The organism is Bradyrhizobium sp. UNPF46 (genome assembly GCF_006658625.1).
Classification (GTDB): domain Bacteria; phylum Pseudomonadota; class Alphaproteobacteria; order Rhizobiales; family Xanthobacteraceae; genus Bradyrhizobium; species Bradyrhizobium nitroreducens.
Genome location: NZ_LFJB01000087.1, coordinates 1 through 25,931, shown reverse-complemented (window position 1 = coordinate 25,931; position 25,931 = coordinate 1). Strand labels below are relative to the sequence as shown.

Here is a 25,931-nt window from a genome sequence, read left to right as displayed (position 1 = left end):
GCTTTCACTTTCCGAACTGCTTGTCGAAGCTGGATTGGTCGCCCGGGAACCAGCTCATATCGACATACAACCTTCCGGCCCCGCAACTGGCGGCGGCTGGGCCGACAGCACCACTTTCGGAGAACTGCCAGATGTGCTTGTCGTTGTACTGGCCGCCCGTAGCGCCATAGCTTGCACCCTTCGGCAATGCAGGCATTCGGAATGGTTTTGCTTGAAAGATGGTGTTCCAGCTCTGTTGCTTTTTGGGGTAAAGCGATAGCCAATACTTGTATTTGGCGCTGATGACCGCGGTAGCAGTTGGCTGGTGCTCCTCCATCCAGCCTTTCCGGGTGTAGATCATCGGCCGCACCCCCGTGGCCGTCTCGACCTTTTCGAGCCACGTTATCAGGATCTTTAGGGAGCTGTCGGCGTCTCGGAGGTCCCAATCATCCTCGCACTTACTGCCACTCTTGCAAACGACATGGCTGTCCTCGAAATCGACGACAATTGGCATGCGCGGCTTATCGGCGGAACTGATTAAAGTGTACTGCTCAAGAAAGTTGTCAGCCTGCGCGTTCCCGCTTTCCTCAGCGGGGCGGTTCGCGCTGCCATCCGCGCTGACTTCGGGACGAAGGAAATGATATGCACCGATGTGAAGGTCGGGGCGCGCGGCGCGCAACGCCTTCCAGTGCGCTTCGAATTTCGGATCCTTGTAACTCTTCTTGAACGTACTGCTGCTTCCGTCAGATGCTTTCAGCCAGACGAACTTGACGTTTTCCGAGAGCTTCTTGTAATCGAGGCCGGTACAAGAACAATCCTCCTTGCGCGTCGTTTCGTTGAAACATTGCGGATCGTAGTGCGATAGGTTCAACCCATAGATGCCTTTTGTCTCATCCTTGGCCGCGCTATCGAGAGTGAAGACCTCCACAAAATCCTCTACAGCACCAATACCGCCGGTGAGCGCGCGCTCGGCGCGCTCGGCATGAGCCGCCGGAGGCTCCTCTGCCTGAAAGACATCGGCACGGGCAATTGATTGCTCGGAAATCATGGCACAGGCGATGATCGCCAATAGCGGAGCCTGATACGCTGTTCGCCGGTTCATTTAGCCTCCCATGTATATTTGCATGAATAGTTCGATCCGCCTTTGCATAACGGGTCGGGTTGATATTTTCTGGTTAAGATCACCGCACTATCATCCGCGTCGTGGTGCCAGCCTGTAACTTTAGAGTACAGGCTGCACTCGTGGGTTTCCGGCTTCCATTGTGCTGCGAGACACGTCAGATCAGATCGGCAACTGTTGCGGCACGCATTCACCGTGCTCGCTGCCGCGGATTTCTTATCACCAAAGAGGGCGTTGCCGCTTTTTCTATCTTCAGTGCAGAACCTGTCGCACTCTTCCACTTGCTTGGGCGCCAGCGGAATCATCGCCGGCAGCGCCGCTTTTCCTTTTTCTCTGGCGATTCCCACAATCGAATACGGATCGAAAAACAACAACACATCCGCAGACGAGAAAGGCGTCTGCGCAACCTTTCCGGCGACAGTTACCAAATGACCTTTGAGAAAGCATTTGCGATGTAGCTTGTCGTAACTGAAGCCCTTGCATTGGACACGACCATCGGCGCGGCGCACGCACGCGTCGGCGCACGCATCCAGGGTATTGGCGTCCTCGCTATAAAAGTTGTATCCGTCGAAATCACGGTTGTCCGCCAGGATAAACCCGTCCAAAATAGTCTTCGGAGGCTGCGGCCGTTTTCCGGCCTGCTCCCAACCATTGATGACCGTTTGAAGGCGTTCTTCCATGGGTGGATAGCAGCCACCACTTGCTTTCAGATTGTTTAGGTATGGCGTTGCTACGATGGCTCTTAGGGCGGCTGTGGCATCGCTTCCTTGGGCGCCGAGCGTTCCCAGCAGAAATCCAGCCCAGTAATCGGCGGCTCTCTCGGCGTCCGCGCGCAAGATTCGACCTGACGGCGTTTCGCAGCTCAACTCCAGCTCTCGCGTGGCGTGCCCCAAGGTGACATGGGCAAGCTCGTGGCTGATGAAAAACATCCACTTCCAGTAGTCGTCGCTTCCAACCTGCGCCTCGCGTACCAAATCGATGAACAGCTGGTGCACCGCGATTGCCGGTTGTCCGGTTCCCGCGCAGACCGTCGAACCCGGAGTGCTGTCGTCATCATCCACAACGGCTATTCTGAGAGGACGAAACGCGGGCATGTGCGGGCTCAGGAGGCTATAAACCGTTCTGATTTCCCGCTCCTTCGGAGAAAGAACTGCGCCCGGTTTAGGCTGGCTCGGCACTTCAATAGCTTTCTGGCAACTCGACGTAGGCACGTCGGCGTACGCAGGCATTGAAAAGCAACAGAACGAGACAGCGAGCAATGTCGTCACGCTGAAATGCAATGTCAACAAACGCTCCATTTTTCTTGCATCTGGCCGCACGCCGGAATGCAATCGTCAAGATCAATGAAGTATATCGGGATGAAGTTTGCTCATCCTTCGGCACGCGACCGAAGCGGAGGCCGCTAACTAATGCTATTAACCCATAAGGTCCGTAGCCTTTCACGAACATTGTCTGAATGCAACCCCTGTGGAACGATCTTGTTGAAAACACGTCTTGCGCGATGCCGATCGTGACCCGATTTGCCGCGCCTGAACATCGGCTTCACACCGCTCTTTAGGATTGCCCGTCGGATGCCGTCGTGTCCGTCCCGGGATGGGGCCGGCCCCCAACCCTTCGGCATGTGGGCGACGAAGCTTTCGGCATACACCTCGCGGATCGACCGGGTATCGGCCGTGATCCAGCTATCGTGCAAGCGCTCGATCAGCGCCCGCTTCTCCTGCCTCGTCATCCCGGTTCCTTTTGGATGGTGCAGAGCTTACACCAGCCGCCGAGGATCCGACAGAACCGCAACTGTCGTCATGTGTGTCCCGCATGATACGTGCTTGGAGTTCCCGGGATATAAGGAAAAGGCCCGCATCGCTGCGGGCCTTTTTGTTACTGCTGCGAAATGAATTCTTCGGCACGTTGCAGCACCTTGGCGGCGTTCAGAAGATCGCCCGCACCGAGTTGGTCGGTGTCCTTCCACTCATCGCCGTCTTTGTAAGCCTTCGACAGCACGGTGTTGAAGAAATCGTCGTTCTTCCAGACAGTAGCGGTCACGTAGCCGAGGCGAAATTTCGCTGCAGGTTGGTTTGCTCTTGGCATCTCACTCTCCTTCCCGCGGTTGATCATGTGCGGGAAACCGGATCTCGAGCAACTCCAGCACCCCTTAGCGCTTGCCGGCACAACCTCCGGTTTTCCACACACGACCTGCATCCGCTCCCAGTATAGCAGGTGGTAGAATAGTGGCAGAAGCTCGCCACTTACTCAAAGGATGGTCCCATGCCCTTCGTGGATTTCGCGGAGTTGAAAACCCGTATGTCGATCGCTGTGCAGATGCTTGGCCTCACTCTGACGCCTCACGGCAGTCGGTACCGTTGCCCCTGCCCGGCCCGCCATCAGGGAAAGTTGTTGCCTTGAACGAAGCTTTCATTGCGTACGCTGGACGTTTACATCGCTTTGGGAGGACACTCTGCCAGGAGGCTAAAAGCACGCCTGATCAAGAAACCTTCAAGTATGGCTTCGATTTGTCTACCTACCGCATTCTAGACCGCGCAATCACGAGCCGCGAGGTCAAGAAAAGACCGTCCATCGCAAGATTGGCTATGAGTACAATAGTAACAACGACAACTCCCAACGTCACCTTTTGCCGAAGAAATCCTGGCTCGAATTGGTCGATCGCGAGACAAAGCACGACGTAGGCAGTCACTAGCACACGAGAGCCTATCGATCGGTACTTTCCGATTAGCATCCTGCTCTTGACCGACGATGTGATCGTATATGCGACTAAGACCACGCTGTAAAACAAAAGCTGAGTGAACTCTAGTGAACCAACCACCGTTAGGCCAGCCATTACAAACAGAACACCCGCCGTATCGCAGAAGATGTCTAATATTTCGCCGCGGGCGGTTGCGGTCTCACTCAATCTGGCGACCACGCCATCAAGACCATCGCAGAGCAGGCTCAAAGTAAGCAACAACGCGGCGATTGCCGGAGAATCCATCAAGAAGGACGAGCAGATTGCGAGGAAGAGGCCCAAGACTGAGATTGAGTCTGCCGAAAAACCGAGCCGTATCAAAGCGTGTGCCGGAACTCCGAGCAGACGATCGCGCCTGCCTTGTAGGGTCGGATCTCCGTCACTCAGCCTGAAGGCAATGCTTTCTAGAATATTCCATCGTAATGGTCCGTTCGCATCCACCTCAGAATTGTAACCTAATTTTCCATCGAAGCATCTGCTTTGCCGGGGCCATGCCAACACGTTTCGACCAAGCCTAGGTAGCAGCGCCATGGACGAGCTCCTTGATCGTTTTCGCTAAAGAGACCCACTGAGAGAATTTTGTTATTGCAGCTCCGAGATAATCATCATCCTCCTTTGTCCAGAGCTTCCGTACTCTTCTTCGCTTCTGCAACTCCTCCCTTATGCTCTTCGCGCTATCGTACATGGGCGCGGCAGCAAAGGACAGGAATCCAGTAACCGCTAACACCGGCACGAAGAGGTACAGAACTCTTGGCGCATCATCTAGGCTAGCCCAGCTTGAAATCAGCCCAGCATTTTCAGCTGATACAAGCTTAAAATACCCTGCAACACTTAGTAGAACCATAAAGATGATAACAAGAAATGCCCTCACCAACGTTTGCGTTCGCGCAAGTTCGGCAGAACGCGCTTCGGGCGCATGATCGAACATGCCAATTCTAGTTAAATGACGCTGCAGCCTTCTAATGCAGTTTCCCAACACAGCGACATCCCAAGAAACCAGGACAAACATGTACACAAGAAGAAACTGTAACAGCCATTGCACAATAAATATCGGCGTGAGATCCGCGGCGAGTCGGTAGTCGTAGGGACGTAGGCCCACTAACGAGGCGATGGGTTGCGAAATTTTCGTAAAGCTGCCTCCAATGTAGTAAAAGTGCACGCAAGTTGCGACGACCGCGGCGATCGCAGCAAAGAGGTAGTGCAGTCGCTTACGACCCCGATAGGCCGATCCCAAGATATTTACACAGTTGACAGTCGCAAAAGGCCGATCAGCAACTTTACAGTCCGTGACGACAGTCAGCAGCTCCCGTTTCCTCGAAAAATATAACGTGAGTAGAGCGAAGGCACACAGAACCATAATGACTTGAGTTGCGACTTCCGCAAGATTGTTCCACGGCGTAACGACGAGCAGGGTCTTGCTCAAGAAGTCAGCCAGCTTATCCGGGCTATTGATCAGTATTTCCTTGAAAACTGCGAATGTCGCCGCGTCGACCTTCTGCTGATCACTAGACAAAGTCCACGTCAACTTGCTCGACAGCTTGCCGAGTTCGAGCCGCTTCGACCAGACCAAATCCCGAGCGGCACCATAGGTCGATTTGAACTCCTCTATGCTACTCAGTCGAAATGACGGCAAACTGGAAGCGGCTGGCGCAATAACAATCTCACGCAATTTCCTGACGAATTCTTTGTCTCGAATCTGCGAGTCGTGAGGCCCCTGATAGGTTTGGCTGAGTGCCTGCGCGGGAAGCAGATCTTGGTATAGAAGCGACGGAGCAGCCAACACGCCGAGATACATTACTGCGGTGAGTGCCGAGCAAGCGATCAGCTTTGGAATTCTTTCAGATATTCTCCAGTAAGCTCGCGATTCCGCCGGCATGAGATGATCAAAGACATCGCTCTTGTGAATTGAGCGGTAAATGCGCGATCGCGTCTCTCGCTCTTGCGCGTCTGTAACGTTGTGATTGTCAGAAAGAGCCGCAAGCTCCTCCTCAGTCGCGAACGAGAACATGTTCTCGAAATGATAACGTTCGGAATCGACGTTTCCGTTGGTGACGTACGCGCTCGTCTCATTAGGCACCCAGCGCCAGCCGACCTTCTCGAAAATGCGCTTTAGGAAGGCAAACGTTTTTGGTGGGGCCGGCTCGCGCATCCAATATTGACAATACACTGTGACCGCTTCGTTGAGTCGACGATCCTCGGTCGTTGGATGATGGTCGTGCATCGAGCTATTCGCTTTTGAAAATGGCGGGGCCGCGATTGGTTGAAATTGATGCATTTTGGCCACAACCTTATGGCGAGTCAACGGCGTAGCCCTGACCGATACTGATCTTCGCAACTGCGTAACCCTCAATGACAAGAAGGCGCTCGCTGCAGGGCGCGCCAACAAACTCAGTCCTTATTCGGAAACAGGACCAAGCGGCCGTCGATCGGCAGTGCGTGCAGGCTGATCGAGATGCCGTCCTTGTCGACCATCCAGGCCGCTCCAACGTCGTGATAAAAGTTGTTAGGCTCTTCGCCCTCTTTCGCGATGTTCCGCGATACGAAGACTTTGTAGTCCGGTTTTCGGTTCGCCACAGTTCACTCCTCTTGCGGGTTGCCTCTGGCCCTAATGGTACAATCCGAATTGGACGTACCTCCCAGCTATCCCCACATCGCAGGAGACTTCAGATGCCCTTCGTGGATTTCGCGGAGCTCAAAACCCGTGTCTCCTTGGAGGATGCCATGCACATGCTTGGCCTCACTCTCAAGGCGCACGGCAATCAACACCGTGGCCCCTGCCCTGCCTGCAAGTCAGGCGGCGAGCGGGCTTTGGTCATTACCCCCGGCCGAGGCTTCTATTGCTTCGCCAAGGGCGCAGGAGGCGACCAGATCGCCCTGGTAGCTCACATCAAGGGCTGCAACCTTCCTGAAGCGGCAGCCCTCCTGGGCGGGAACAGTACTGTTCCCGCGGCCGGCCGCCGGAACAGTACCAGTACTGTTCCTGCCACCGTTCCCCCTGCCCAGCAGAAGAAGCCGGGCTTCGATCCTGAAACCTATGCGGCCAAGCTTGAGCCAGCCCACCAGGCACTCTCGGAGCTTGGGATCTCGGCCGAGACCTTCCGGGACTGGAAAGCTGGCTTTGCGAGCACCGGGACCAATCGGGGCCGCTTGGCTATTGCGCTGCACGACCCGGCCGGGAATATCGTCGGCTTCGCCGGCCGCGCGCTTGGCACCGAGCAGCCGGTCCTCACGATCCCGAACGGGGTCAACTCGCACGAGATCATCTTCGGGGGCCACCGGGTCGACGCCGGGACGCTCTACCTGGTTCGGGATGTACTCGATGTGCTGCGGGCGTACGAAGCCGGCGCCACCAACTGCGTTTGCTTCGTCTCCGAGATCACCGGCCTCCAAGTCGAAATGTTGGCCGCTCTCATGGAGACCAAGCATTGCGATTCGTTAGAACTCTTCTGAGCATAGGGCCCGCCGCGCGCGGGCCTTTCTTCTCCCTACTGCCCAGCACCCGCGACCTCTCGGGTGCTGCCAATGAGGAGAACAAGGCGGCTCGTCTAGGTGAACGCTACGGCCGTTTCCGACATGCAGCGTGCAGAGTTGTGCGCGAATACGGTGGAGCTTTTTTCAGATGGTACAATTGCAGATATGAAATATGGACGCTACTTCTCATTTTCCTTCAGAGGCCGCATCGGTCGAAGAGACTTTTTCGTCGCATCGCTACTCACCATGCTTGTCAGCATCGCGTTTGCCAGCCTGCCGACTATATCGTTTTTCTTGGAGAGAACTCGCTCACTATCATTTCCTGATCCGTTTGATCTCACGCTCTTTAGACTCTCGATCATATGTTCCATAGGATTTTCTGCCACTTCTTATGCATCGCTATTTGTCCGCAGGTGTCATGATCTTAGCTATAGTGGCTGGCTCGCACTTCTCTCGCTTATTCCCTACATCAACTTCATCTTCTACTTCTGGCTGCTCGGCGCTCCCTCCGACTCGAACTCGAACAAATATGGAGAGAGGCCGAAGTAGTCACTTTTCGGGCGACTCAAAAAAGCGGGTGGCCAATTAGAGAGTTATAAAGAGAATCAACAAAAGCCTTCACGTAGGTTCTCGTCGCATACCCTACTATAAGCGCAGCATTGACTTCACCCGGTACGGTGATTGGAGTTGTCGCAATATCCAGCGCTTTCTCAAGCGCCGTCTTGAGTGAATCTTCCGTCAGGCTAGTCGACCCGAGAAGCGAGACTATGGAGTAGATATCATCTACCTTTTCGGCGAACTTAGCTGAAATGCTTACCGAGATCAGTTCAGCGCCAGTCGCCCCGACTGCCCCAAGGACATCCGGATCGGACTCAACTGCTTTAACGGCATAAGCGTTTGCAGTTTGAAGTATAGTCCTTGTCACCGGCAAGGTCGCGACTGTAGATCCTGCAACTGTCGCATCTAATGAAATCGCCAGCTTTGCCGTCTGATTCGCCAGTTGAGCAAACGTGGTTGCAAGCCCGTGGGTCGGATCTGGAGCGGATGGCGTTATCGTATGCCAGGTGATTATGCTACCCATCTGACGTATCTCGCCGAAGAGTGTATTGATGTCCGCCCGACTGGTGTAGTGGAAGCTATTGAACTGGTTTTCAGCTAGTATGCTCAATCCACCGTTGGGTCCATTGATTGCGGCATCGAGAAAGATTTCGTTGTAGGCGTCGAACGTCAATGTGTGGGCGCTATTCCAAGAGATATTTGAGTTTATGTAGATGTTGCCAGTACCTGCAGGATTGATGACACCCGGGCCGCCCGCCACGGTTGAGGTCGTATGAACCAAGACATCTGTGCCGCTGAGATTGTTCGATATCGTCGCAGCGGCGCTTGTGTCGATAGTCAAATCGTCGGGGTCGAGTAACCAAAGTCCACTCCTCCCGTGCCGCGCAGACGTGTCCACTCGTGCACCTGCGAACGCCAGTTGATGGCCTGACGTCTCTACAAGCCCTCCATTGCCGAACTGTGAACCACCCGTTGCATGAACTACACCGTAGAACGTCGTTGCCTGATCCGACCAGACCACAACCTTCCCACCATTGCCCGTTGATTTCGCGGATGCGTCTATGACCGATGCGGCATCGACACTTACCGTGGAAGCCGCCGCCACATTGAAGCCCTCCAACGTAGCATTGCGGTTAGTTATTGCCGCATTGCCTCGGCCACCTCCAACGTCGCCGCCGATCAACACCTTGCCTCCGCCCGCTTGTCCCGAGGCATCGATAGATGCAGCCGCGACTTTGATATTTTCGCCGCTCACGATGATGGCGCCGCCTTTGGTCCCGTTCTGTTTGCCCGCAACCGATAGCTTTCCTGAGAGCCTTATCGTTTGCATGGGCGCGCCCGCGGGTTTCGTCGAAGCAGTTGCCGCACTGAGCACAATCATCCCATTCCTGCTGCCAATCGAATTGGCTTCGATCACGCCGGTATTGTTGATGACCGAGTCGACCACTTGGCGAGCGGCGGCGGCCGTCAGTTCGATCCTCCCGCCTTTCGCCTTGAGCTTGCCGTCGTTCTGCACGAGCGCATTGAGCGGCCGACCGGTCGCCATGTCGATCACTTTGGCCGCGATGGAGTCGTTGAGGCCCAGCGTGATCAAGCGGTCGCCGTAGAAATCGAGGCTAAAATTGTTGCCCGCCGCTAGGCCAACGGTCCCGAGATTAGCGGTGATCGTACCGGTGTTGCGAACCCCCGGCGCCACCAATGCAGCAAAGCCGCCATTCCGTGCCGTGATCGTACCCAGGTTGACGATCGAGGCGTCCGGACGGCCGGGAATGTTGAACTGATAGCGGCCCGCCATGAAGTCGGCGTTGCGGATATCAATAGTGGTACCAAGAAAGCTTCCCGTATTGATCTTAGAGCCGGCACCGAACAAGATCCCGTCGGGATTGACCAGAAATATGCGGCCATTCGCAGTCAGCGTTCCGTTGAGGACCGAAGCGCCAAGAGTACCAGTGACCCGATTGAGTGTGACCGATGAAGCATTCGGCTGTACGAACTGCGTGGTTTCGCCGCTACCGATATTGAACGTCTGCCAATTTATGATCGCCTTGTCGGTTGATTGGGTGACTGTGACTGTGGACGTTCCCTGTCCTTGGACGTAGGCGGTACCGCCGATAACCTGCGATCCGACTGGATTGGCCGCGGCAGTCATGATCCCGAGCGGCATCAGAGCGGTTGTGGCCAACAATATGTTGAGAAAGCGAAACATCATCGCGCCCCTAGTACCTCGCCGTCACGGCAAAGAAGGCGCGCCAGCCATTGCGCGGCCCTTCAACGCCCTTGGCGCCCTGCAAGTCGAGGTTGATGTAGTCACGGTAGTTGATGCGAATGCCCCCACCAAGTGATGCAGCTTCAACTTGGGCCGGCGTTCCAGCCGACGGTAAATATGTCCACAGCCTTCCCCAGTCGGCATAGCTATACAGCTGCACGAGCCCGCCCTGTGGTACCACGGTTGGAATGTCGTATCTCACTTCGCCAAGTGCCTCGAAGCAACTGTCGCCGAGCAATTGCGAGGGATCAAAAGCGCGGCCGAAGAACCGCCCGCCGTAGCCGCACTGTTCGGGCGACAGCAACGGCTGGAACGCATATTGCGCGTACGCTGCAACGAAGACTGACACCGGATTGAAAAGCGGTTGGGTTCGATTGGCGCTGAATTCGACTTTGCTGAAATCGACCCGCCCCGACGCACGTGAAGCCAACAGACTGCCATTGTCAGTGCTGCCGAGCCCAAGGACGCCTTGACTGACGGCTAGGTTGAATTGGTTGACGCCGCGAAACGAGTCAGCGAAATCGGTGTCGATCTTAATGCGCAGTCCGCGCAAGCGGTCTTCATTGAATGGCAGGCCGAGAATATCGCTATGATTCTCGCTAGAGAACATTAGCCCAGAAATAGTTAAGTTGCGTTCCCGCGAGCGAATGACCGGATATGATAATCCAGCGTCGAAGTAGTTGCCCTTGGTGCGGTAATCCAGCAACTCAAGCGCTGCAGTGCCCGGTCGGCCACCGGTGTTGCTTGCGTCTGCAAACAACGTTAGCCCCTCACTGGTAAGAACCTGCCGATAGTAGAGCGAGTAATATTGCAGCTCACGCATTGGCTCGACACTCGCCCAAGTTACAGTCAGTGCCTCGTGCTGCCCAAGAAAATTGTTCAGCGTCGTCGCGGCCAAATATTGAATGGGCCCGCGAGCCGGCGTGCCACGATTGTCGACCCTGGCCAGGACGTCGATCTTCTTCTCAGTCACTTCGACGACAAGAGTTGAAGCTGCGGTGTTGGTCTCAGATGCCTTCAGGCTGGTCGCGAACTTAAGGCCTGGCAGATCCCCAGCCAACAATATGTACCGTTCGATAGTACGAATATTGACTGGGCGATCTGCAACGATCTTCGCGGCATAGCTGGAAAAGAAGTCCCGATAGCGCGCCAGGCTCCTGGGCCATTCAACCCTATCGACATACCCTTCGACGATCTCGATATGGACGGTCGCGCCTTTCGGGTTCAACTGCTGCGGCGGCACCACCGCCCGCGACAACACGTAACCGTCATTGCCGTACTTCGCGGTAATGGCGCGGGCCAGATCATAAACGGCTTGAACCGTAACCTCGTTGCCGAGCAGCGCCTGGTAGAGAGGCGAGAAATCGTTGGCCGTGTAGATCGTCGACCCAATAATACGGACATCGCGCACGATGATCGTTGCGCTCGCGGCACCTGCCGGGGCCACCGTGCTTGGCAAGGAAATGGCACCTGTCCCCGGCTGCGCTTGTGGTCCGGCGGGTTGAATAAATCGTTCGCGGTCCCGGCCGAGCTGTTCGCTCTGCGGGATCACTTGCGCGATAGCCGATGATGCGAAAAGCAACATCGCCGAGATTGCGGCGATGTGGCTACGAACCCCACCCCAACGCACCTAACCGCCCCCAAAATAAGGCCGATAAAAAATGCATTTCAATTATAGCGAGCATGTAAGCGCATATCACAACCAAGCGCAATCAGAATAACGACCGTTGACACCCGCGTGCGGCCCGTTTCGCTGCATGTTAAAATTAGTGCGGAGGTTCCGCGTCCTAGTCTAGTGCAGCATCTCTTCTCCCTGCTGCACAGCATCCGACGGCTCGGGTGCTGCTCGCAAGGAGAAGAATTATGAGTAGTACGCAAGATAGGGTGAGACGCGTCCGCCATCTCAATGATGCCTTCCGCAAGACGTTTGCGGGCGGTAGGATGATGATGTCTGCTAGCGTCGCGGCTCTGCCAGACATGGTGAAGTCGGCCGCTTGGTTGAAGGTATCGGAGTTCAACAAGTGGGATGCCGGCAACGACCCGCACCACGAGCACGACTTTTTCAGCTTTGAACTTTGCAATCGCACCTTCTTTTGGAAGTGCGATTACTACAACAACGAGATGGACGGCGGCTCGGAAGATCCCTCCGATCCTTCTAGGACCGTCCGCGTCGGACTACTTATGTTGGTCGACGAGTATTGAGAGCCGTACCCTTTACAAAATCTTTACAGGGTGCACACTATTTGAAGAGATCTTTCCTAGAGCGATTGTCGAATGGACAACGGCTCTCGGCGCTAACTGTGTTCAGCTTTTGACGATGGCCTTTGTGGGTTTCGTCAAATTTCGGGGCTTGGTAACCCCCGACGAACCGGGCGCAAGCCCGGGGAGTTTTGGTCGCTTTCTCAGAGCGGCCAACAAAAGCGCTCGTATGCATGGTGAAGCGGCGGTTAAACGTCACTTCTTCCAGCCTACGAGCGCTATTTTCTTGCACATTTCAAAATCTGAACAATCTTGCGAAAGCCTTAACTCGAAAAAAGATTTCGAGCTGGCGGAGGAGAATTCAACTCGCTCTGATTGCGGCAGCGCATGATCCCATTCCATCACGCGCCAGTCTGGGTCTTACCAACCCAGATCAAACAGAACCCACAACAACGAGATGCCATGCTGCATCTCGAGTGATAGGCCATTTCACATGTCTAATATTCTGAAGACCGCGAAGCGCGTCGGAAGGGGCTCGTATCCTAGTCCGAACAAAGACGACTCGCCCGTACGCAATGACACAAAGACTAACGTGACTGAAGCGCTTCGCCCGAGCGAGAGTGACGCTGCTGCGGTCAGGCCGGGCCCCAAACGAAGCTACTTGTCCTATCCTGTGTGGGATCGGAGATATTGGGAAACCTGAGGCGCGGCGCATCACGGTGTACAATAGCCATAGCCCTGCCCCTTCCCACCTAGGCCATCGGTCAGCTAAACGCACTGGCGAGTGTTACGCCCCGTTGGGGGAACGTCGAGACACGCCCCGACTACGTTCGATTCGTAGCGGTGCTCCACCAGCGGGCAGGGCTAGCCACTCAAGGAGAGCATCATGCTTATACCGTACGTGCTTCTCATGCACCTGCAGACCCATGTTCGCGGCCTGTTCGTAGTCCAGGAGAATTTCGACGCTGCGCAGTTCGCGCAGCTTATCGAGCAGTCGGACGTCATCCCTAGAAAGCTGATGACCGACTACTGCACGGATTATGAGGAGGCCTCCGAGTATCAAGGAGCATCGATATTCCGGGACGTTCAGTTGCCGTGGCTCATAGTCGTCCTTAAGTCTGAGCCGCGTGAAATCCGCTCAACGGCGCTGCATGAGATAGTACATTTAGCCGATCATCTTACGTGCAATCCAGAGAACCGTGCCCGCTTCATCGAGCACGTCTACATGACGTTTTCCGATGATCTGGACGTTCGGTTGGCTCGCCTATAAGGCGAGCCTTTTCTTTTCCGGCCGCTAGCGCTGATGACCCAGTCTGATTCCAAGCTTGAGCGCCTTCTGCCGCAAAGATCCTTCGCTGCGCTTAGTAATTTTGGCGATTGTTACCACTGGCGTCTTTGCCTTTGAGTGCGCCCGCAACTCCTTCACATCGGCCTTGGTGTATTCGCGGCGTACAATCTTTTTTGCCGTCTTCTTTGCTTTCTTCGCCACCAGCGTCTCCTCGATTTGTGGAGCGGCTTTACTATCACAGATCTCTTGAGCAGCAACCTGGATTGAATCTTGCCAACCGGCCCCCATCGATCAATATCCAGGGCAGCAATCTTGCGACGATCAATGTCGGCGACACCTACACCGACCTCGCGCAATCGTGCATGACAACCAAGGCCACGACCCCTCCTACCGCACCTTCCTCAATGGCGCTCTGCTGAGCAAGATCGTGATTGACACGAGCGCTGTTGCACCGACACCATCGACTACGTCGCCACCGATAATCTACTTCTCCAATCCGTTCTCTAGGTAGATTCGCCGAAACAATTCGATCGCTCTCCCGGTATATTCCGTTATGTCGTCGGCCGCTGCCCTCAAGCGCGTGACCTCTGTCTTACCCTGCAGCAAATTGAACTTCCCTTCGCCTTCGCGCTCATAGCGCAAAAATTCAAACTGATGATTTCCTTTCCGGTCAGTGGTCAGGGTCAAAAAGCCGTGTGCCATAAAATGACGGATTTCGTCATATACTAATAGCTGATCACAGATTGCCTCCAGCTCTGCTTTGTAGGCTCCGTACCCTTCCCTGTCAGCGATCCGCTTTGCGGCTTTTATTCGATCCTGGATGCGGTAAGGAAATCTCAAGTCCAGCTTAACGGAAATGTCTGCAAGCAAGAACTCCACTTGAGAGTACGAAGCGATAATGCGGCCTCGGATAAACAACGCCTCATCCACTAGCGCCTTCTGTTGGTCTGTTGGCGATATCTCCATCATCTGCCTGCCTTTGTTCGTCCGGGTAATAGCCGATATTCGGAAAGAGCGGAGTTGCCTCCAGATCCTTTGACATGCACTTCGCAACAAATGGAGTTTGCGATTCATCGTGGGCCCACACGAATCGACGAGCGCGCTCAACTATAAACCTGTTGTGGCTATGAACGAGCTCCCGTGGTGGGAGCGCCCTCAGCTGCCGCAATGTGGCGGCATCGTTTGCGGCGACAAAAAGTTTCGTTGGGCTAATGGGCAGATACGCCACGCCGTGTCGTTCTTTCAAATTCGCAAAGCACACCGGGCGGCAAGACAGCAGAAAACGATGGTTCGACGCGGAAACATCCAAGACACCCCATTTCATGTTGTTGAGATGCTTGCCGAGCATCTCGTTGTCAAAGATCTTTACGATCATATTGACGTGCATTTTCGCCCCGGCCAGTGGATCTTTCGCGGCCAAATACTCGTCGAATGTTGGAGGATCTTCCGGCTTCTTAATCGCCTCGTACTCCTTTTGATACTTCACGCCACTTCCGTCCCATACTGATTTCGCCGCGGCTCGAAACTCAGGCATCGCGTCAGGATGGCGAAAGTGGAGAGCAATTACGAAACGCGACCACGCACTGATGAGTTCGATTGTCCAACTTGCCGAAATTCCGTTCAGGTGAAGTTTGAGGGCATCTGCGGCCACGCGATCCGCATAATCAAAAAATGTCTGCTCAAGAAATTGAGCGGCATCGGGGGGCAATTCTGGAAACGAATACAGCTCACGTTCGAAGCCGGTTGCCTTTGGCCCTACCGGCTTTGCGATGAGCTTTCCGGCCTTCTTTGTGTATTCAACCAGCTTTCCGTTCGCACCAGCCCATTGCGCCAGAAAAAACGCTGGGATGAAATGGTGATCGAGCGGGGCGTTCATGTGTCATTATCCCGAACCGGCGTCGGCGTCTGGTCGCGCCTTCTTGCGCCGCGTCTTTCCAGACTTTGCACTAGAGCGCGCCAATTTATCGATGCTGACGATTGTATTTTTCAGGCGCTGAGACAACTCGTTGTACGGCACAATTTGGACGTTCTTCAAACCTTCGTTTAAGAGCCGAAAGTCGTCGGCTTTTGCGGGCTTCCCTGTGAACTCAGAGGTGCTGCCAGCCACCACCAATCCACGCGGCTTAATAATCCGGAGATCAATCCCAAGATCGTCGCGCAGCTTCGAACGAATGGCATCACTTTGCTTCGTGATATTATCGATATAGTTCTCGACCTGCGATATCGCTTTCGCAATCTCAGTACTCCAATAAAAATTGTGCCGCGACTTGTCCTCCGAAAGCAAAGTCGTACCGGGCTTCTTGATCTCCAGTATGTCCAAATAGCCATCCGAGGTTACGACACAGAAATCCGGATACTGAGTCCCCGCGACAATGATGTTTAGCTTTTCCAGGCGGCGAATATAGCTTTCTTGAAAGAACAGAATATTCTTCTCGAAATACTTCTGCCACCAACTCTCATCATGCCCCGTCGTGACTTCAGCGTCGAACTCCTCCACCAGCCGCCGTAGGTAAATCAACTGCACGTCCTGTTTTGCCTGATAAGCGGTGGGTATGTCGAGCGTTTGGCTGGTGGAAGCGCCGGTTACAAACTTCGTGAGCGCTTCCCGGTCTTCCGTTGAGATCAGCCGCTGGTCGACACTAGTCAATATCTCCGCAAACATACCCCGCTGGTATGCGTGATAGCTGGCTGAGGGAAAATGCTCCGGGTAGACCTCTGCTAGCATCTGCTGACCTAGCTTCAAGTTGAGCTGTCGGGTGCCATCCCAACGCCTCGTGCCATACTTTTTTATTACGCGCGCCGACAAACGAACCTTGAAAAGCGATCCATCTTTCAGCACTGAGTTATCTTCGGGAGTAATTGTTAGCGTGAAATTCTTGAACTTCTTCTTGAGGTGCTCAAGCGTATGCTTCAACCCTCCAAAGCCTCGACCGTTAGCCGGCAGGAATGCCGGCGTCTTAACAAATCCGGTGTAATAGATGGTGGTCCCGGCGAATTGTCCGTAGCTGCGAGCGGTAAGTTTGTATGCGCGTGGTCGGGCCATAATGGGCTGAATGAAAAAATGGAATCAAACTCCCCAAGTCTACAGCCTCCATCGTTCGCGTCCAGCGAGAACCGTTGCTCGTGACAACTGCTCAGATGCTTTCTGGCGTGGTAAGTTGGTCGGAAACACCGCTGTATGGGGGGCGCAATGGGTCTGTTTTCGGGGCCATCCAAGTACGTGACTGTTCGCATGGGCCAGGGGGTGGCGAGCGTTGCTCTTCAGCTCCATCATTTGCGTGGGCTTGAGGCAGAGCCTCGCAAAGTCATCTTGGACGGCATGAAGGCCGAGGGTTCTCCAACATCAATGGAAGAACTAATATCCGCTGCAGCTTCGGTGATACGTGAGCACGAACTCGGTACCTGGAGAAAGGGCCAGTACCTCGCATCTATAAAGGCTAGCCTTCTCACCGGCGGGATGCCTCAGGCCGACGCAAACTATCTCGTCGGAATGATCGAGCTCGACAGAGGGCTCCCGCCTCGACCATCTGCGCCAAAGAACGCGGATATCACTCCCCCAATGACCCCAGAGCCAGCCCCTCAGGCGCCGGCCAAACCCGCCCGAGAAGAGCCCTCACCGAGAGCGGCAGCCGCCCAGAGCCAAGGCTTCAAGGCCAATGAATTCGTAGTGTACCCGGCCCATGGCGTCGGGCAAATTCTTGCCATTGAAGAACAAGAGATCGCCGGCGCCAAGCTCGAACTCTTCGTAATCAATTTCATCAAAGACAAGATGACCCTTCGCGTACCCACCGCAAAAGTAGCGCACGTTGGGATGCGGAAGTTATCCGATCCGGCGACCGTCAATCGGGCACAACTGGTGCTCGCGTCCAAGCCGCATGTTCCCGAAGGTGATTGGTCACGAATAGCGCAAGAGTATGAGGCAAAGATCAACTCTGGTGACATCATCGCTTTGGCCGAAGCGGTCCGTGATCTCTACCGGCCGGCAATAAATCCGGCTCAATCGTACGGAGAGCGCCAGCTTTACGACGCTGGGCTTGACCGGCTAACCAGAGAGATTTCCGTAGTCCATCACATCACCGAAGCCGAAGCCGTCCGAGATGTTGAGTCGATCCTCATTGCGAGGCCGCGCCAGTGGTCCGCCACCACATAACCTAGATTGGCATCTTCAAGAAGTCGCTGGACATGACTCGCTTGACGCCAAACGACGGCTCCGTTCTAATTCACCCGCGTTGCCGTTTACACCATCGAAAGCTGTCGCGATCTTCGCAAGATTGAGGCTATGGCCGGTTAAGTCTAGCCGGGACGCCAGAGCTTTTCCTTCGCAATCAAATCCTACGACTCTCGATTGCGGCTTCCAAACCCATACATACCAAAGTCAACTGAGCATCCGGCGGCAACTCACGAAATGCTGTACTGACCCAACCAGCAAGCCCGTTAGATCCGGCCTTCTCATAGAATATCTTTGCAAATTTATAGAAAATGAATGCTCCTTCGACACCGCCGGCCCTCATCTCCTGCAATGCATCATCGAAATTCATATCTGCTTCCTTTCTTTAGTTTCCACAAAAATGTGGGAGCTGCATGCCACACTCGCTCGGCTCAAGGAATTGCCGATGAATTATGGTCGAGCTGCCCATCCACGCCAATGAAGAAATTGTTTACGCCTTCCATCACTCCGCAAAGATTATCTAGGTCGATCGCGAAGTCCGGCAGGTCGACCACTTGTCCCCTCTTCGTTGTGGAGTAGCGAAACGAGAGCGCTCCTGGATCTATAGAATCGAATTCGGTTACGATCTGTTCAACGGCGTTCAGTGCATCAACGTCACCGGGGCCGCCTACCTGCTCAATCACCTGCCTACATGGTTTCCAAAGATCTAGAAGCTTGTGGTTCTTTTCATAGGTACCGATGCTCGCGTATCGTCCGTACCGATCCAATACCCATTTGATTGCAACTTCCAGCCCGTGCCGATAGTTGAAGATGATCGGATAAACCAAGTCGAACCGATCGACGCTGTCGGCCGCCTGCTCCACCAGAATTTCACCGGCGGCCATATACCCACTCCAGATGTGAGAGTCGCGGGCGAACGGATGGTCCGAGAAATCGACTCCGCCGTCCCAACGCGGCTTCTGTGTGAGAAGTCTATCGCCGGATCGTGGCCAACGCCCCGGCGATGGGCTTAGCAGGTCCGCGAACGACTTAATTTTACGGATCACAGCGTCTATCTCCAAAAATCAGGTGCCACTTCAAAAGCAACCTGACACGGGACTGGCCACGGGTCGGGACAACTTGGCGGCCGGCATGTCATTCATCCACCGGTTGTGATACCTTACCAGGATGGGACAGCCAAACGAATTTGTTTCACGGCGGTTCGAGCAGTTCTTGGAAAACATTAAGCTCACGGTCGCTCAAGCGAGCGACGGCGAGACTAAGCACAAAAACGTTCGGTCTTGCCTGAACTCCCGCTATTATTCGTCCACCTCTGAAACGGCAAACAGCCGTCTTATAGGCTCCTGGGGAAAGTCACTTCGGATTAGACCTCCCAGGGACGTGGATGTGCTTTTTCAAATTCCCTACGAGACTTATCAGCGCTTCGAGCAAAGAACCGGCAACAAGCAGTCCCAGCTTCTTCAGGAGGTTCGAGACGTACTGAAAGCACGGTTTTCAAGTACAGATGTCAAAGGGGATGGACCAGCCGTGGTGGTGCCCTTCCAGTCGTACAAGGTTGAACTAGTCCCGGCTGTCAAACTTACCAGCGGCCAATTCTGGATATGCATCACGAAGGATGGAGGCTCCTACAAGACCTTCGACCCGGATGCAGAGCTTGAAAAGCTGCGCGCCTCAGATCAGCGCAGCAACGGCAATACCCGAGCGCTCATCCGCATGATGAAGGTCTGGCAAGCTTACTGCAGCGTGCCGCTGAAGTCTTTTCACATCGAGCTGCTCGCGGTCAATTTTCTTGGCCAATGGGCAAATTACGACAAATCGACCGTCTATTACGATTGGATGGTGCGCGACTTCTTCTCGTACATCAAAGACAAAGACTGGACCTACCTCTATGCCCCCGGCACCAGCGAATCTATGTTACTCGACGGAAGCTGGAAATCGAGAGCAGAGAGCGCCCATGCAAGAGCGGTAAAGGCGTGCGAGAATGAAGCCGGTGGATATAATTATCTGGCCGGTGAAGAATGGCAGAAGATATTTGGAACTGACATCCCGATGGGCGTATGACCTCCGACCTTAATCAAAACCTCAAGACGCAATGCGCGGAGCAGCGCGAACGTTGCCAATACACTTCGGCCTCTCTATTCATCTGGCTGCGCACGTTACGACTCATTCGCATCGTCTTCATAGTCGGGCCCATTGTTTTCGGCGGCATCGCCGGTTGGGACATCCTGAAAGGACCTGACGGGCATCCTCTTTTTGCAGCCACGATGACGCTTCTCGCCAGCATCGTTCCCGCCGTTTACTCAGGTCTCAAGCTCGACGACCATCTGCAAGATGCGGCTAGACTTGCTGGCGAGTACAAGAACCTTGAGATTCTTTTCGGTGTCTTAGAGAACGTCGGCTCCTTGAAGAGTTTTGCGGATTTTGAGCCGGAGTTCACCAAGACTTTGGAGAGGCTTCAGCTCGCAAATAGTGCAGCCTACACTGCTCCTGAGTGGTGTTTCGTCAGAGCGCGCAACAAAGTTCAAAGAGGCCACTACTCCTTTGATAAGTGAATAGCCGCGCGCGAACGGATTGTATCCGTCTCGCGATCGAGAATGCCCATCTGCTCGCAGACCCGCCGGAAGTCCACCAAGCCCCGATCGACTACCTTGGACCGCTCCGAGAGCGGGCGACGATCTACTGGCACGGGCCGCGCGCTCTTCGCTGCCTCTGTCTCGCACAGCCACTCGTTCTCTCTCATTGCGTATCCTTCGCCCGGCCGCGGTCGCCGATAACGTACGGCCTGTTCAAGAAATACTCCCGACTGCCAAGGGCTTTCTCCGCGTACTGGTCTATCGCAACGATGATCGCCTGGACGTGCTGATAGCAGTAGCCCTCCCTGGTCGCGCGGTGACGCACTTCCGCGAGCGCCGCTATCCAAGGAGGATTGTCTGCTTTCTCGTCGCACCACTTGAGAGGATCAGGCGAGCCCACGGTGTCAGCTCCGCTTCCCGCCAATTCGGATTTGCGGTCCAAGGATGAACTTGTTCTTGCCTTGGTACTTGCGGCGCGATTCCCCGACGAGCCGGTCGCGCTCGGCGCACAGCTCATCGACCTTGTTAAGCATTCGCGCCAACAATTCTTCCGCGGACTTCGTGCTGATACCCGCGCGTTGGAGATCGAGGATTTCCTTCCGCTGCCGCACTATCTGCCGGCGGCGCTGTTCGATGTCCGCTCGAATGAACTCAAGATCCATGGCCTCGCCCTCTTTGCTCGAAAGAACAAAATAGGAACATAGAAGCAAGGGCCAAAAATATTTTCGACGTATGAAAGCACCCGTTTGGCGGTGCCAAATCGGTGCCATGCCATTTACGTTTGATGAGGAAAGGTGTGTAGCGGAAATGAAAAAAGCCCTTGCGGGCCAATCTCTTGAGGATGGTGGGCGCACCAGGGCTCGAACCTGGGACCCGCTGATTAAGAGTCAGCTGCTCTACCAACTGAGCTATGCGCCCGAAAGGCGGTCAATGCCTTGCGAGGCGGGTCGTTTAGCAAAGCGATCCGGGTCTGGCAAGCGATGCGGCGAAGGTTTTTGCACAGTCCCCAAAATGCGAAAAGCCGCTGGATTCCAGCGGCTTCGCCAAGGTTAATTCCGGGGTTAATCCCCGCAAAAGCCCGCTATGTTCAGAGCCGGCCCTCGCGGTCCCGGTCCGGGCCGCCATCGCGGTCGAAACGATCATGATGGAAGTGCTCCATGCTGCGATCCATCATGCGGCCCATGCCGCGCTCCATGAAGTGGCGGGGCGGGCCGTCTTCGCCGCCGCCGAACGGGCCGCGGTGGCGGGTCAGCACGGCGAGGCGCCGCTTCTGGCCCTCGTCCAGGGTCTTGTAGAGCGGATCGGCGGCGTCGGCGATCTTCTTCAGGGCCGCCGACGTGGCGCCCATGTCCTCGGCGCGCTGGCGCAGGCGGGCGACCGGATCCTCCGGCCTGTCGGCATCCTTGCCGGCGTCGCCGGGGCCGGCATTCATCCGCGCATTGGCGCGGTCGATGCGCAGCTTGGCGAAGTCGCGCACGGCGGCCTCGACCGGCGGCCACAGCTTTTCCTGATCGGCGTTGAGCTTCAGCCCGGCATGGACGGCGGCGATCCGCGCGTCGACGAGGGCGGCGCGGTCTTCCGGGTTCATGCGGATGTGGTGGCGCATGTGCTCCATCCACGGACGATGATATTGGGCATAGACCGCGCCCGAGCCGGCGATGCTGAGCACGGCGATGGCGGCGATGGTGAACTTCTTCATCCGAACCTCCTCTGGAAGGATGTCCGTGAAGATGGGCGCAGTGTGGCCGACACGCAACTTACAACTTGGTCAGGGAGCGCGACGTTACCAAGATGTAACGCGCGATTTTACCTTCAGTCGCAACCTGGAAATCATTCGCAACAGAAAGGCTTCCGTGCAGAGCGCACGGAAGCCTTGGTTCTTCGCTTGAGGCGATCAGTTCGTCGTGCTCAGTTCGTCGTGCTCTTGGCCTCTTTGAGGAATTCGTCGATCAGCGGCTGACCGATGCGGCCCGCGGCATCCTTGTAGACCGGCTCCATCGCCTTGCGCATCGCCTCGTTCTGCTCCGCCGTGAGCTTGATGATCTCGCTCTTGCCGCTCTTCTTGATCTCGGCGAGCGCGTCGTCGTTTTCCTTCTGCGACTGCGCATTGCCGAAATCGGTCGCTTCCTTCATCGCCTTGGTGAGCTGGTCGCGGATGTCGGCCGGCAGATCGTCCCAGAACTTCTTGTTCACGATCACGACGTAGCCGATATAGCCGTGATTGGTCTCGGTGATGTACTTCTGCACTTCGTGCATCTTCTGCGTATAGATGTTCGACCAGGTGTTCTCCTGGCCGTCGACCACGCCGGTCTGCAGCGCCTGGTAGACTTCCGAGAACGCCATCACCTGCGGCAGCGAGCCGAGCGCCTTGAACTGGGCCTGCAGCACGCGCGAGGACTGGATGCGGAACTTGACGCCCTGATAGTCGGCCGGGGTCACCAGCTTCTTGTTGGCGCTCATCTGCTTGAAGCCGTTGTCCCAATAGGCAAGGCCGGTGATGCCCTTGGCATCCAGCAGCTTGAGCAGCCGCGCGCCGAGCGGGCCTTCCGTCACCTTCCGCAGCGTCTTCAGGTCGGGCAGGATGTAGGGCAGATCGAACACCTCGAACTCGCGGATGCCGAGCGGTCCGAACTTGGAGTTGGACGGTGCCAGCATCTGCACGCTGCCGAGCTGAAGCGCCTCGAGCTCCTCCTTGTCCTTGTACAGCGTCGAGTTCGGATAGACCTCGACCTTGACCTTGCCGCCGGTGTACTTCTCGGCGAGTTCCTTGAACTTCTCCGCCGCCTTGCCCTTCGGCGTCTCGGTGGCGACGACGTGGCTGAACTTGATGATAACAGGCGATTGGGCCGATGCCGGCCCGGCAAGCCCGAGTGCCAATGCCGCGATGGATGCGGCGATCGCGAAGGTGCGCATAATCTCTCCCTGATGTTCTTTGGGCCGCCCGTCGTGCGGGCGGCCAATCCTCATGCCGGCTGCATCAATAGCGGCTCGCCTACACTGCCGCTATTGGCCCTTAGCAGGGCAGCCATTCATCGCCACACACGCCGTCATTCCAGGATGGTCCGAAGGACCAGACCCGGAATCTCGAGATTCCGGGTTCTCGCTTCGCGAGCCCCGGAACGACGCGCTGACGCTTGTCAGCTCGCCGCGGCCGTCGTGACGGTATCGCGCTGGCGCTTCATGACGATCTTGTTGAGAGCGCCGAGATAGGCCTTGGCCGAAGCGACCAGCGTATCCGGATCCGCCGCGCGCGCCGTCATCGAACGGCCGTCCTGGGACAGCCGCACCGACACTTCCGCCTGCGCGTCGGTGCCTTCGGTGACCGCGTGGACCTGGTACAGCTCCAGCTTGGCCTCGTGCGGCACCAGGCGCTTGATGCAGTTGAACACCGCGTCCACCGGACCGTTGCCCTCGGCTTCCTCGATCTTGATCTGGCCGTCGACGTCCAGCTTCATGGTCGCGCGCTGCGGGCCATGGGTGCCGGCGATCACGGTCAGCGAGGTCAGCTTGATGCGGTCGTGGGACGCCGCCATCTCCTCGTCGACCAGCGCCTCGATATCCTCGTCGTAGATGTCCTTCTTGCGGTCGGCCAGCGCCTTCATCCGCGTGAACGCATCTTCCAGCTGGTTCGGGCCGAGCTTGTAGCCCATTTCCTCCAGCTTATGCACGAAGGCGTGGCGGCCGGAGTGCTTGCCGAGCACCAGCGAGGACTGCTTCAGGCCGACCATTTCGGGCCGCATGATCTCGTAGGTCGAGGCGTCCTTCAGCACGCCGTCCTGGTGGATGCCGCTCTCGTGCGCGAACGCGTTCCGGCCGACGATGGCCTTGTTGTATTGCACCGGGAACGAGGTCGCCGCCGACACCACCTTCGAGGCGCGGGTCAGCTGCGTGGTGTCGATCTTGTTCCAGTAGGGGAATTTGTCGTTGCGCACGTTGATCGCCATCACGATCTCTTCGAGCGCGGCGTTGCCGGCGCGCTCGCCGATGCCGTTGATGGTGCACTCGACCTGGCGCGCGCCGCCGACGATGCCGGCCAGCGAGTTCGCGACCGCCATGCCGAGGTCGTTATGGCAGTGCACGGAGAACACGGCCTTGTCGGAGTTCGGCACGCGCTCGATCAGCGTCTTCATGAAGTGGGTGTATTCCTCCGGCACCGTGTAGCCGACGGTGTCGGGGATGTTCACCGTGGTGGCGCCGGCCTTGATCACGGCCTCGACGATGCGGCACAGGAAATCCATCTCGCTGCGGGTGCCGTCTTCTGCCGACCATTCGACGTCGTCGATCTGGTTGCGGGCGCGGGCCACCATCGCGACCGAGGTCTCGAGCACCTCCTCCGGCGTCTTGTTCAACTTCACCCGCATATGCAGCGGCGAGGTCGCGATCACGGTGTGGACGCGGCCGCGCTTGGCGAACTTCACCGCCTCGGCGCAGCGGTCGATATCGGCGGGATGGGCACGGGACAGGCCGGCGATGACGGCGTTCTTGGAGCGCCGCGCGATCTCGCTCACCGCTTCGAAGTCACCCTGCGACGTGATCGGGAAGCCGGCCTCGATGACGTCGACGCCCATATCGTCCAAGAGCTCGGCGACCTCGAGCTTCTCCTCGAAGGTCATGGTGGCGCCGGGGCACTGCTCGCCGTCACGCAGCGTGGTATCGAAAATGATGACGCGGTCCTTATCGGACTTGTTCGCGGGGGCCATTGCAAATTTCCTTTTGAGCTTTCGCGCCGTCAGTCTGAAAGGCGCTTGAGGTGTCCGGTGATCTCGACCAACCCCTGAGCGCCCAGGCGCATGGCGCCCAGCCGGCCCTCAGGGGCAAGTAAGAAGAAGCCCGCCAATCAGGAGGGTGGGCAGCAGCGCGGCCGGGATCGTGGCGGCGGCCAGAGCCACCTCCCCCGAAATCCCATCGATTTGGCCGCGAATCAGCATTGCCAGACCCTTTTGAGCCCATAAATCCTCGGCCAAAACCGTTGACGGTTGGTTGCCAGAGGGCTCAGTGGCCTGTTTCTAGACGAGAAATGCCCGCAACCGCAACGCCAAAAGATGGTCAGAGGGGCTGACCTGTTTGAAGCGCTGCCTTGGTGTCCCGGACAAGCCGCAGCGCACAGCGTTGCGGCGCAGAGCCGGGACCCAGGCGGCATGGCGCGATGCGGATGGATGGGCCCCCGGCTCTGCAGCGCACCGTCCCCCGGACGATGCTTCGCATCGCCGGGATGCGTCCGGGGCACGAGAGCGGAGTACGGGGCATGCTTCCGCCGCGTCATTGCGAGCGAAGCGACGCTGTCATTCCCCGCCTTGTGCGCAATTGCGCATTGGGGCGGGGAATCCAGTACGCCGCGGCTTCTCGGTTCGATCACTGCGGCCTCTGGAATACTGGATCGCCCGGTCCTAGTGCGCAATTGCGCACTGGCCGGGCGATGGCACCGTGTGTGTGGTTGCAGGCATACTTTCTCGTTCTCGCGGCTTGAAACGCCCGAGCTTTGCTTGGTCACTCCACCCTCAAATCCAAGAGGGCGCAGGGAAGGCCGGGTGCCGGCTGGCACCCGCGGTCTGCTGCGCGAAAGGCACGCGCA

Annotated in this window: 26 protein-coding genes and 1 tRNA gene; 9 read left to right on the top strand and 18 right to left on the bottom strand. The window is 56.4% G+C overall.

Translation table 11 applies throughout. The features are described from left to right. Positions 1–4 precede the first annotated feature (4 nt). The 6 genes from UNPF46_RS31755 to UNPF46_RS31730 form a co-directional block, all read right to left on the bottom strand. Complete coding sequence (locus UNPF46_RS31755) at positions 5–1,081, bottom strand: glycoside hydrolase family 25 protein (RefSeq protein ID WP_142252678.1); 1,077 nt, start codon at positions 1,079–1,081, stop codon at positions 5–7. After that, positions 1,078–2,397 (bottom strand): PAN domain-containing protein, encoded by a 1,320-nt coding sequence (locus UNPF46_RS31750; protein ID WP_142252677.1) that lies wholly within the window; start codon positions 2,395–2,397, stop codon positions 1,078–1,080. The genes UNPF46_RS31755 and UNPF46_RS31750 overlap by 4 nt, the downstream gene beginning before the upstream one ends. A 577-nt stretch (positions 2,398–2,974) precedes the next feature. Beyond that, complete coding sequence (locus UNPF46_RS31745) at positions 2,975–3,184, bottom strand: hypothetical protein (RefSeq protein ID WP_142252676.1); 210 nt, start codon at positions 3,182–3,184, stop codon at positions 2,975–2,977. Positions 3,185–3,614: 430 nt separating this feature from the next. Next, complete coding sequence (locus UNPF46_RS31740) at positions 3,615–4,367, bottom strand: CDP-alcohol phosphatidyltransferase family protein (protein ID WP_142252675.1); 753 nt, start codon at positions 4,365–4,367, stop codon at positions 3,615–3,617. Beyond that, complete coding sequence (locus UNPF46_RS31735; protein ID WP_142252674.1) at positions 4,351–6,057, bottom strand: hypothetical protein; 1,707 nt, start codon at positions 6,055–6,057, stop codon at positions 4,351–4,353. Before UNPF46_RS31735 ends, UNPF46_RS31740 begins: the two co-directional genes overlap by 17 nt. A gap of 167 nt (positions 6,058–6,224) precedes the next feature. Further along, a complete protein-coding gene (locus UNPF46_RS31730) occupies positions 6,225–6,410 on the bottom strand; it encodes a hypothetical protein (RefSeq protein ID WP_142252673.1) in 186 nt (61 codons plus the stop codon). A 93-nt stretch (positions 6,411–6,503) separates the two neighbouring features. Between UNPF46_RS31730 and UNPF46_RS31725 the strand changes: the two genes are divergently transcribed. After that, positions 6,504–7,286 (top strand): CHC2 zinc finger domain-containing protein, encoded by a 783-nt coding sequence (locus UNPF46_RS31725; protein ID WP_142252672.1) that lies wholly within the window; start codon positions 6,504–6,506, stop codon positions 7,284–7,286. Between the two features lie 123 nt (positions 7,287–7,409). Beyond that, on the top strand, positions 7,410–7,856 hold the full coding sequence (locus UNPF46_RS38780; RefSeq protein ID WP_142252671.1) for a DUF805 domain-containing protein: 447 nt from the start codon (positions 7,410–7,412) through the stop codon (positions 7,854–7,856). Between the two features lie 16 nt (positions 7,857–7,872). Here UNPF46_RS38780 and UNPF46_RS31715 read toward each other — a convergent pair whose 3' ends face one another. Together UNPF46_RS31715 and UNPF46_RS31710 are read right to left on the bottom strand one after the other, a co-directional pair. Continuing rightward, positions 7,873–10,071, bottom strand: coding sequence for a two-partner secretion domain-containing protein (locus UNPF46_RS31715; RefSeq protein WP_181770202.1), 2,199 nt, complete (start codon positions 10,069–10,071; stop codon positions 7,873–7,875). A 10-nt stretch (positions 10,072–10,081) separates the two neighbouring features. Further along, on the bottom strand, positions 10,082–11,716 hold the full coding sequence (locus UNPF46_RS31710; RefSeq protein ID WP_142252669.1) for a ShlB/FhaC/HecB family hemolysin secretion/activation protein: 1,635 nt from the start codon (positions 11,714–11,716) through the stop codon (positions 10,082–10,084). Positions 11,717–11,994: 278 nt separating this feature from the next. On the opposite strand from UNPF46_RS31710, the gene UNPF46_RS31705 reads away from it, so the two are divergent. From UNPF46_RS31705 to UNPF46_RS31695, 3 genes are all read left to right on the top strand, one after another. Next, positions 11,995–12,333 carry a DUF3768 domain-containing protein gene (locus tag UNPF46_RS31705; RefSeq protein ID WP_142252668.1) on the top strand — a complete coding sequence of 113 codons (339 nt, stop codon included), beginning with the start codon at positions 11,995–11,997 and terminating at the stop codon, positions 12,331–12,333. 124 nt (positions 12,334–12,457) lie between these two features. Next, the gene (locus tag UNPF46_RS31700; RefSeq protein ID WP_142252667.1) at positions 12,458–12,721 is read left to right on the top strand and encodes a hypothetical protein; all 264 of its coding nucleotides are present in this window, start codon (positions 12,458–12,460) and stop codon (positions 12,719–12,721) included. Positions 12,722–13,216: 495 nt separating this feature from the next. Then, positions 13,217–13,600 carry a hypothetical protein gene (locus UNPF46_RS31695; protein ID WP_142252666.1) on the top strand — a complete coding sequence of 128 codons (384 nt, stop codon included), beginning with the start codon at positions 13,217–13,219 and terminating at the stop codon, positions 13,598–13,600. A gap of 24 nt (positions 13,601–13,624) precedes the next feature. Here UNPF46_RS31695 and UNPF46_RS31690 read toward each other — a convergent pair whose 3' ends face one another. From UNPF46_RS31690 to UNPF46_RS31675, 4 genes are all read right to left on the bottom strand, one after another. Continuing rightward, positions 13,625–13,906 carry a hypothetical protein gene (locus UNPF46_RS31690; protein ID WP_246668779.1) on the bottom strand — a complete coding sequence of 94 codons (282 nt, stop codon included), beginning with the start codon at positions 13,904–13,906 and terminating at the stop codon, positions 13,625–13,627. A 195-nt stretch (positions 13,907–14,101) separates the two neighbouring features. Next, complete coding sequence (locus tag UNPF46_RS31685; protein ID WP_142252665.1) at positions 14,102–14,548, bottom strand: hypothetical protein; 447 nt, start codon at positions 14,546–14,548, stop codon at positions 14,102–14,104. Further along, a complete protein-coding gene (locus UNPF46_RS31680) occupies positions 14,541–15,494 on the bottom strand; it encodes a DUF4238 domain-containing protein (RefSeq protein ID WP_142252664.1) in 954 nt (317 codons plus the stop codon). The genes UNPF46_RS31685 and UNPF46_RS31680 overlap by 8 nt, the downstream gene beginning before the upstream one ends. 6 nt (positions 15,495–15,500) lie before the next feature. After that, entirely contained in the window at positions 15,501–16,661 is a 1,161-nt protein-coding gene (locus UNPF46_RS31675; protein WP_142252663.1) for a Shedu immune nuclease family protein, read from the bottom strand. 147 nt (positions 16,662–16,808) lie between these two features. Between UNPF46_RS31675 and UNPF46_RS31670 the strand changes: the two genes are divergently transcribed. Further along, the gene (locus UNPF46_RS31670; protein ID WP_246668778.1) at positions 16,809–17,768 is read left to right on the top strand and encodes a CarD family transcriptional regulator; all 960 of its coding nucleotides are present in this window, start codon (positions 16,809–16,811) and stop codon (positions 17,766–17,768) included. A gap of 175 nt (positions 17,769–17,943) precedes the next feature. Here the strand turns inward: UNPF46_RS31670 and UNPF46_RS31665 are convergent, their stop codons facing one another. Together UNPF46_RS31665 and UNPF46_RS31660 are read right to left on the bottom strand one after the other, a co-directional pair. Beyond that, the gene (locus tag UNPF46_RS31665) at positions 17,944–18,156 is read right to left on the bottom strand and encodes a hypothetical protein (RefSeq protein WP_142252662.1); all 213 of its coding nucleotides are present in this window, start codon (positions 18,154–18,156) and stop codon (positions 17,944–17,946) included. A 61-nt stretch (positions 18,157–18,217) separates the two neighbouring features. Next, the gene (locus UNPF46_RS31660; protein ID WP_142252661.1) at positions 18,218–18,670 is read right to left on the bottom strand and encodes a hypothetical protein; all 453 of its coding nucleotides are present in this window, start codon (positions 18,668–18,670) and stop codon (positions 18,218–18,220) included. 283 nt (positions 18,671–18,953) lie between these two features. Here UNPF46_RS31660 and UNPF46_RS31655 point away from each other — a divergent pair, with 283 nt between their 5' ends. The 3 genes from UNPF46_RS31655 (at position 18,954) to UNPF46_RS37995 (ending at position 21,063) form a co-directional block, all read left to right on the top strand. After that, positions 18,954–19,847, top strand: coding sequence for an SMODS domain-containing nucleotidyltransferase (locus UNPF46_RS31655; RefSeq protein ID WP_246668777.1), 894 nt, complete (start codon positions 18,954–18,956; stop codon positions 19,845–19,847). Further along, positions 19,844–20,338 carry a hypothetical protein gene (locus tag UNPF46_RS38000; protein WP_181770200.1) on the top strand — a complete coding sequence of 165 codons (495 nt, stop codon included), beginning with the start codon at positions 19,844–19,846 and terminating at the stop codon, positions 20,336–20,338. The genes UNPF46_RS31655 and UNPF46_RS38000 overlap by 4 nt, the downstream gene beginning before the upstream one ends. 422 nt (positions 20,339–20,760) lie before the next feature. Next, a complete protein-coding gene (locus UNPF46_RS37995) occupies positions 20,761–21,063 on the top strand; it encodes a hypothetical protein (RefSeq protein ID WP_181770199.1) in 303 nt (100 codons plus the stop codon). Positions 21,064–21,201: 138 nt separating this feature from the next. On the opposite strand, the gene UNPF46_RS31635 is transcribed toward UNPF46_RS37995, so the two are convergent. The 4 genes from UNPF46_RS31635 to UNPF46_RS31620 form a co-directional block, all read right to left on the bottom strand. Next, positions 21,202–21,277: transfer RNA gene (locus UNPF46_RS31635), tRNA-Lys, on the bottom strand. A gap of 169 nt (positions 21,278–21,446) precedes the next feature. Then, positions 21,447–22,058: a Spy/CpxP family protein refolding chaperone gene (locus tag UNPF46_RS31630; RefSeq protein ID WP_142252657.1), complete on the bottom strand. Its 612-nt coding sequence runs from the start codon at positions 22,056–22,058 to the stop codon at positions 21,447–21,449. A gap of 209 nt (positions 22,059–22,267) precedes the next feature. After that, on the bottom strand, positions 22,268–23,272 hold the full coding sequence (locus tag UNPF46_RS31625) for a TRAP transporter substrate-binding protein (protein ID WP_142252656.1): 1,005 nt from the start codon (positions 23,270–23,272) through the stop codon (positions 22,268–22,270). A 224-nt stretch (positions 23,273–23,496) separates the two neighbouring features. After that, a complete protein-coding gene (locus UNPF46_RS31620) occupies positions 23,497–25,059 on the bottom strand; it encodes a 2-isopropylmalate synthase (protein WP_100179104.1) in 1,563 nt (520 codons plus the stop codon). Positions 25,060–25,931: the final 872 nt, after the last annotated feature.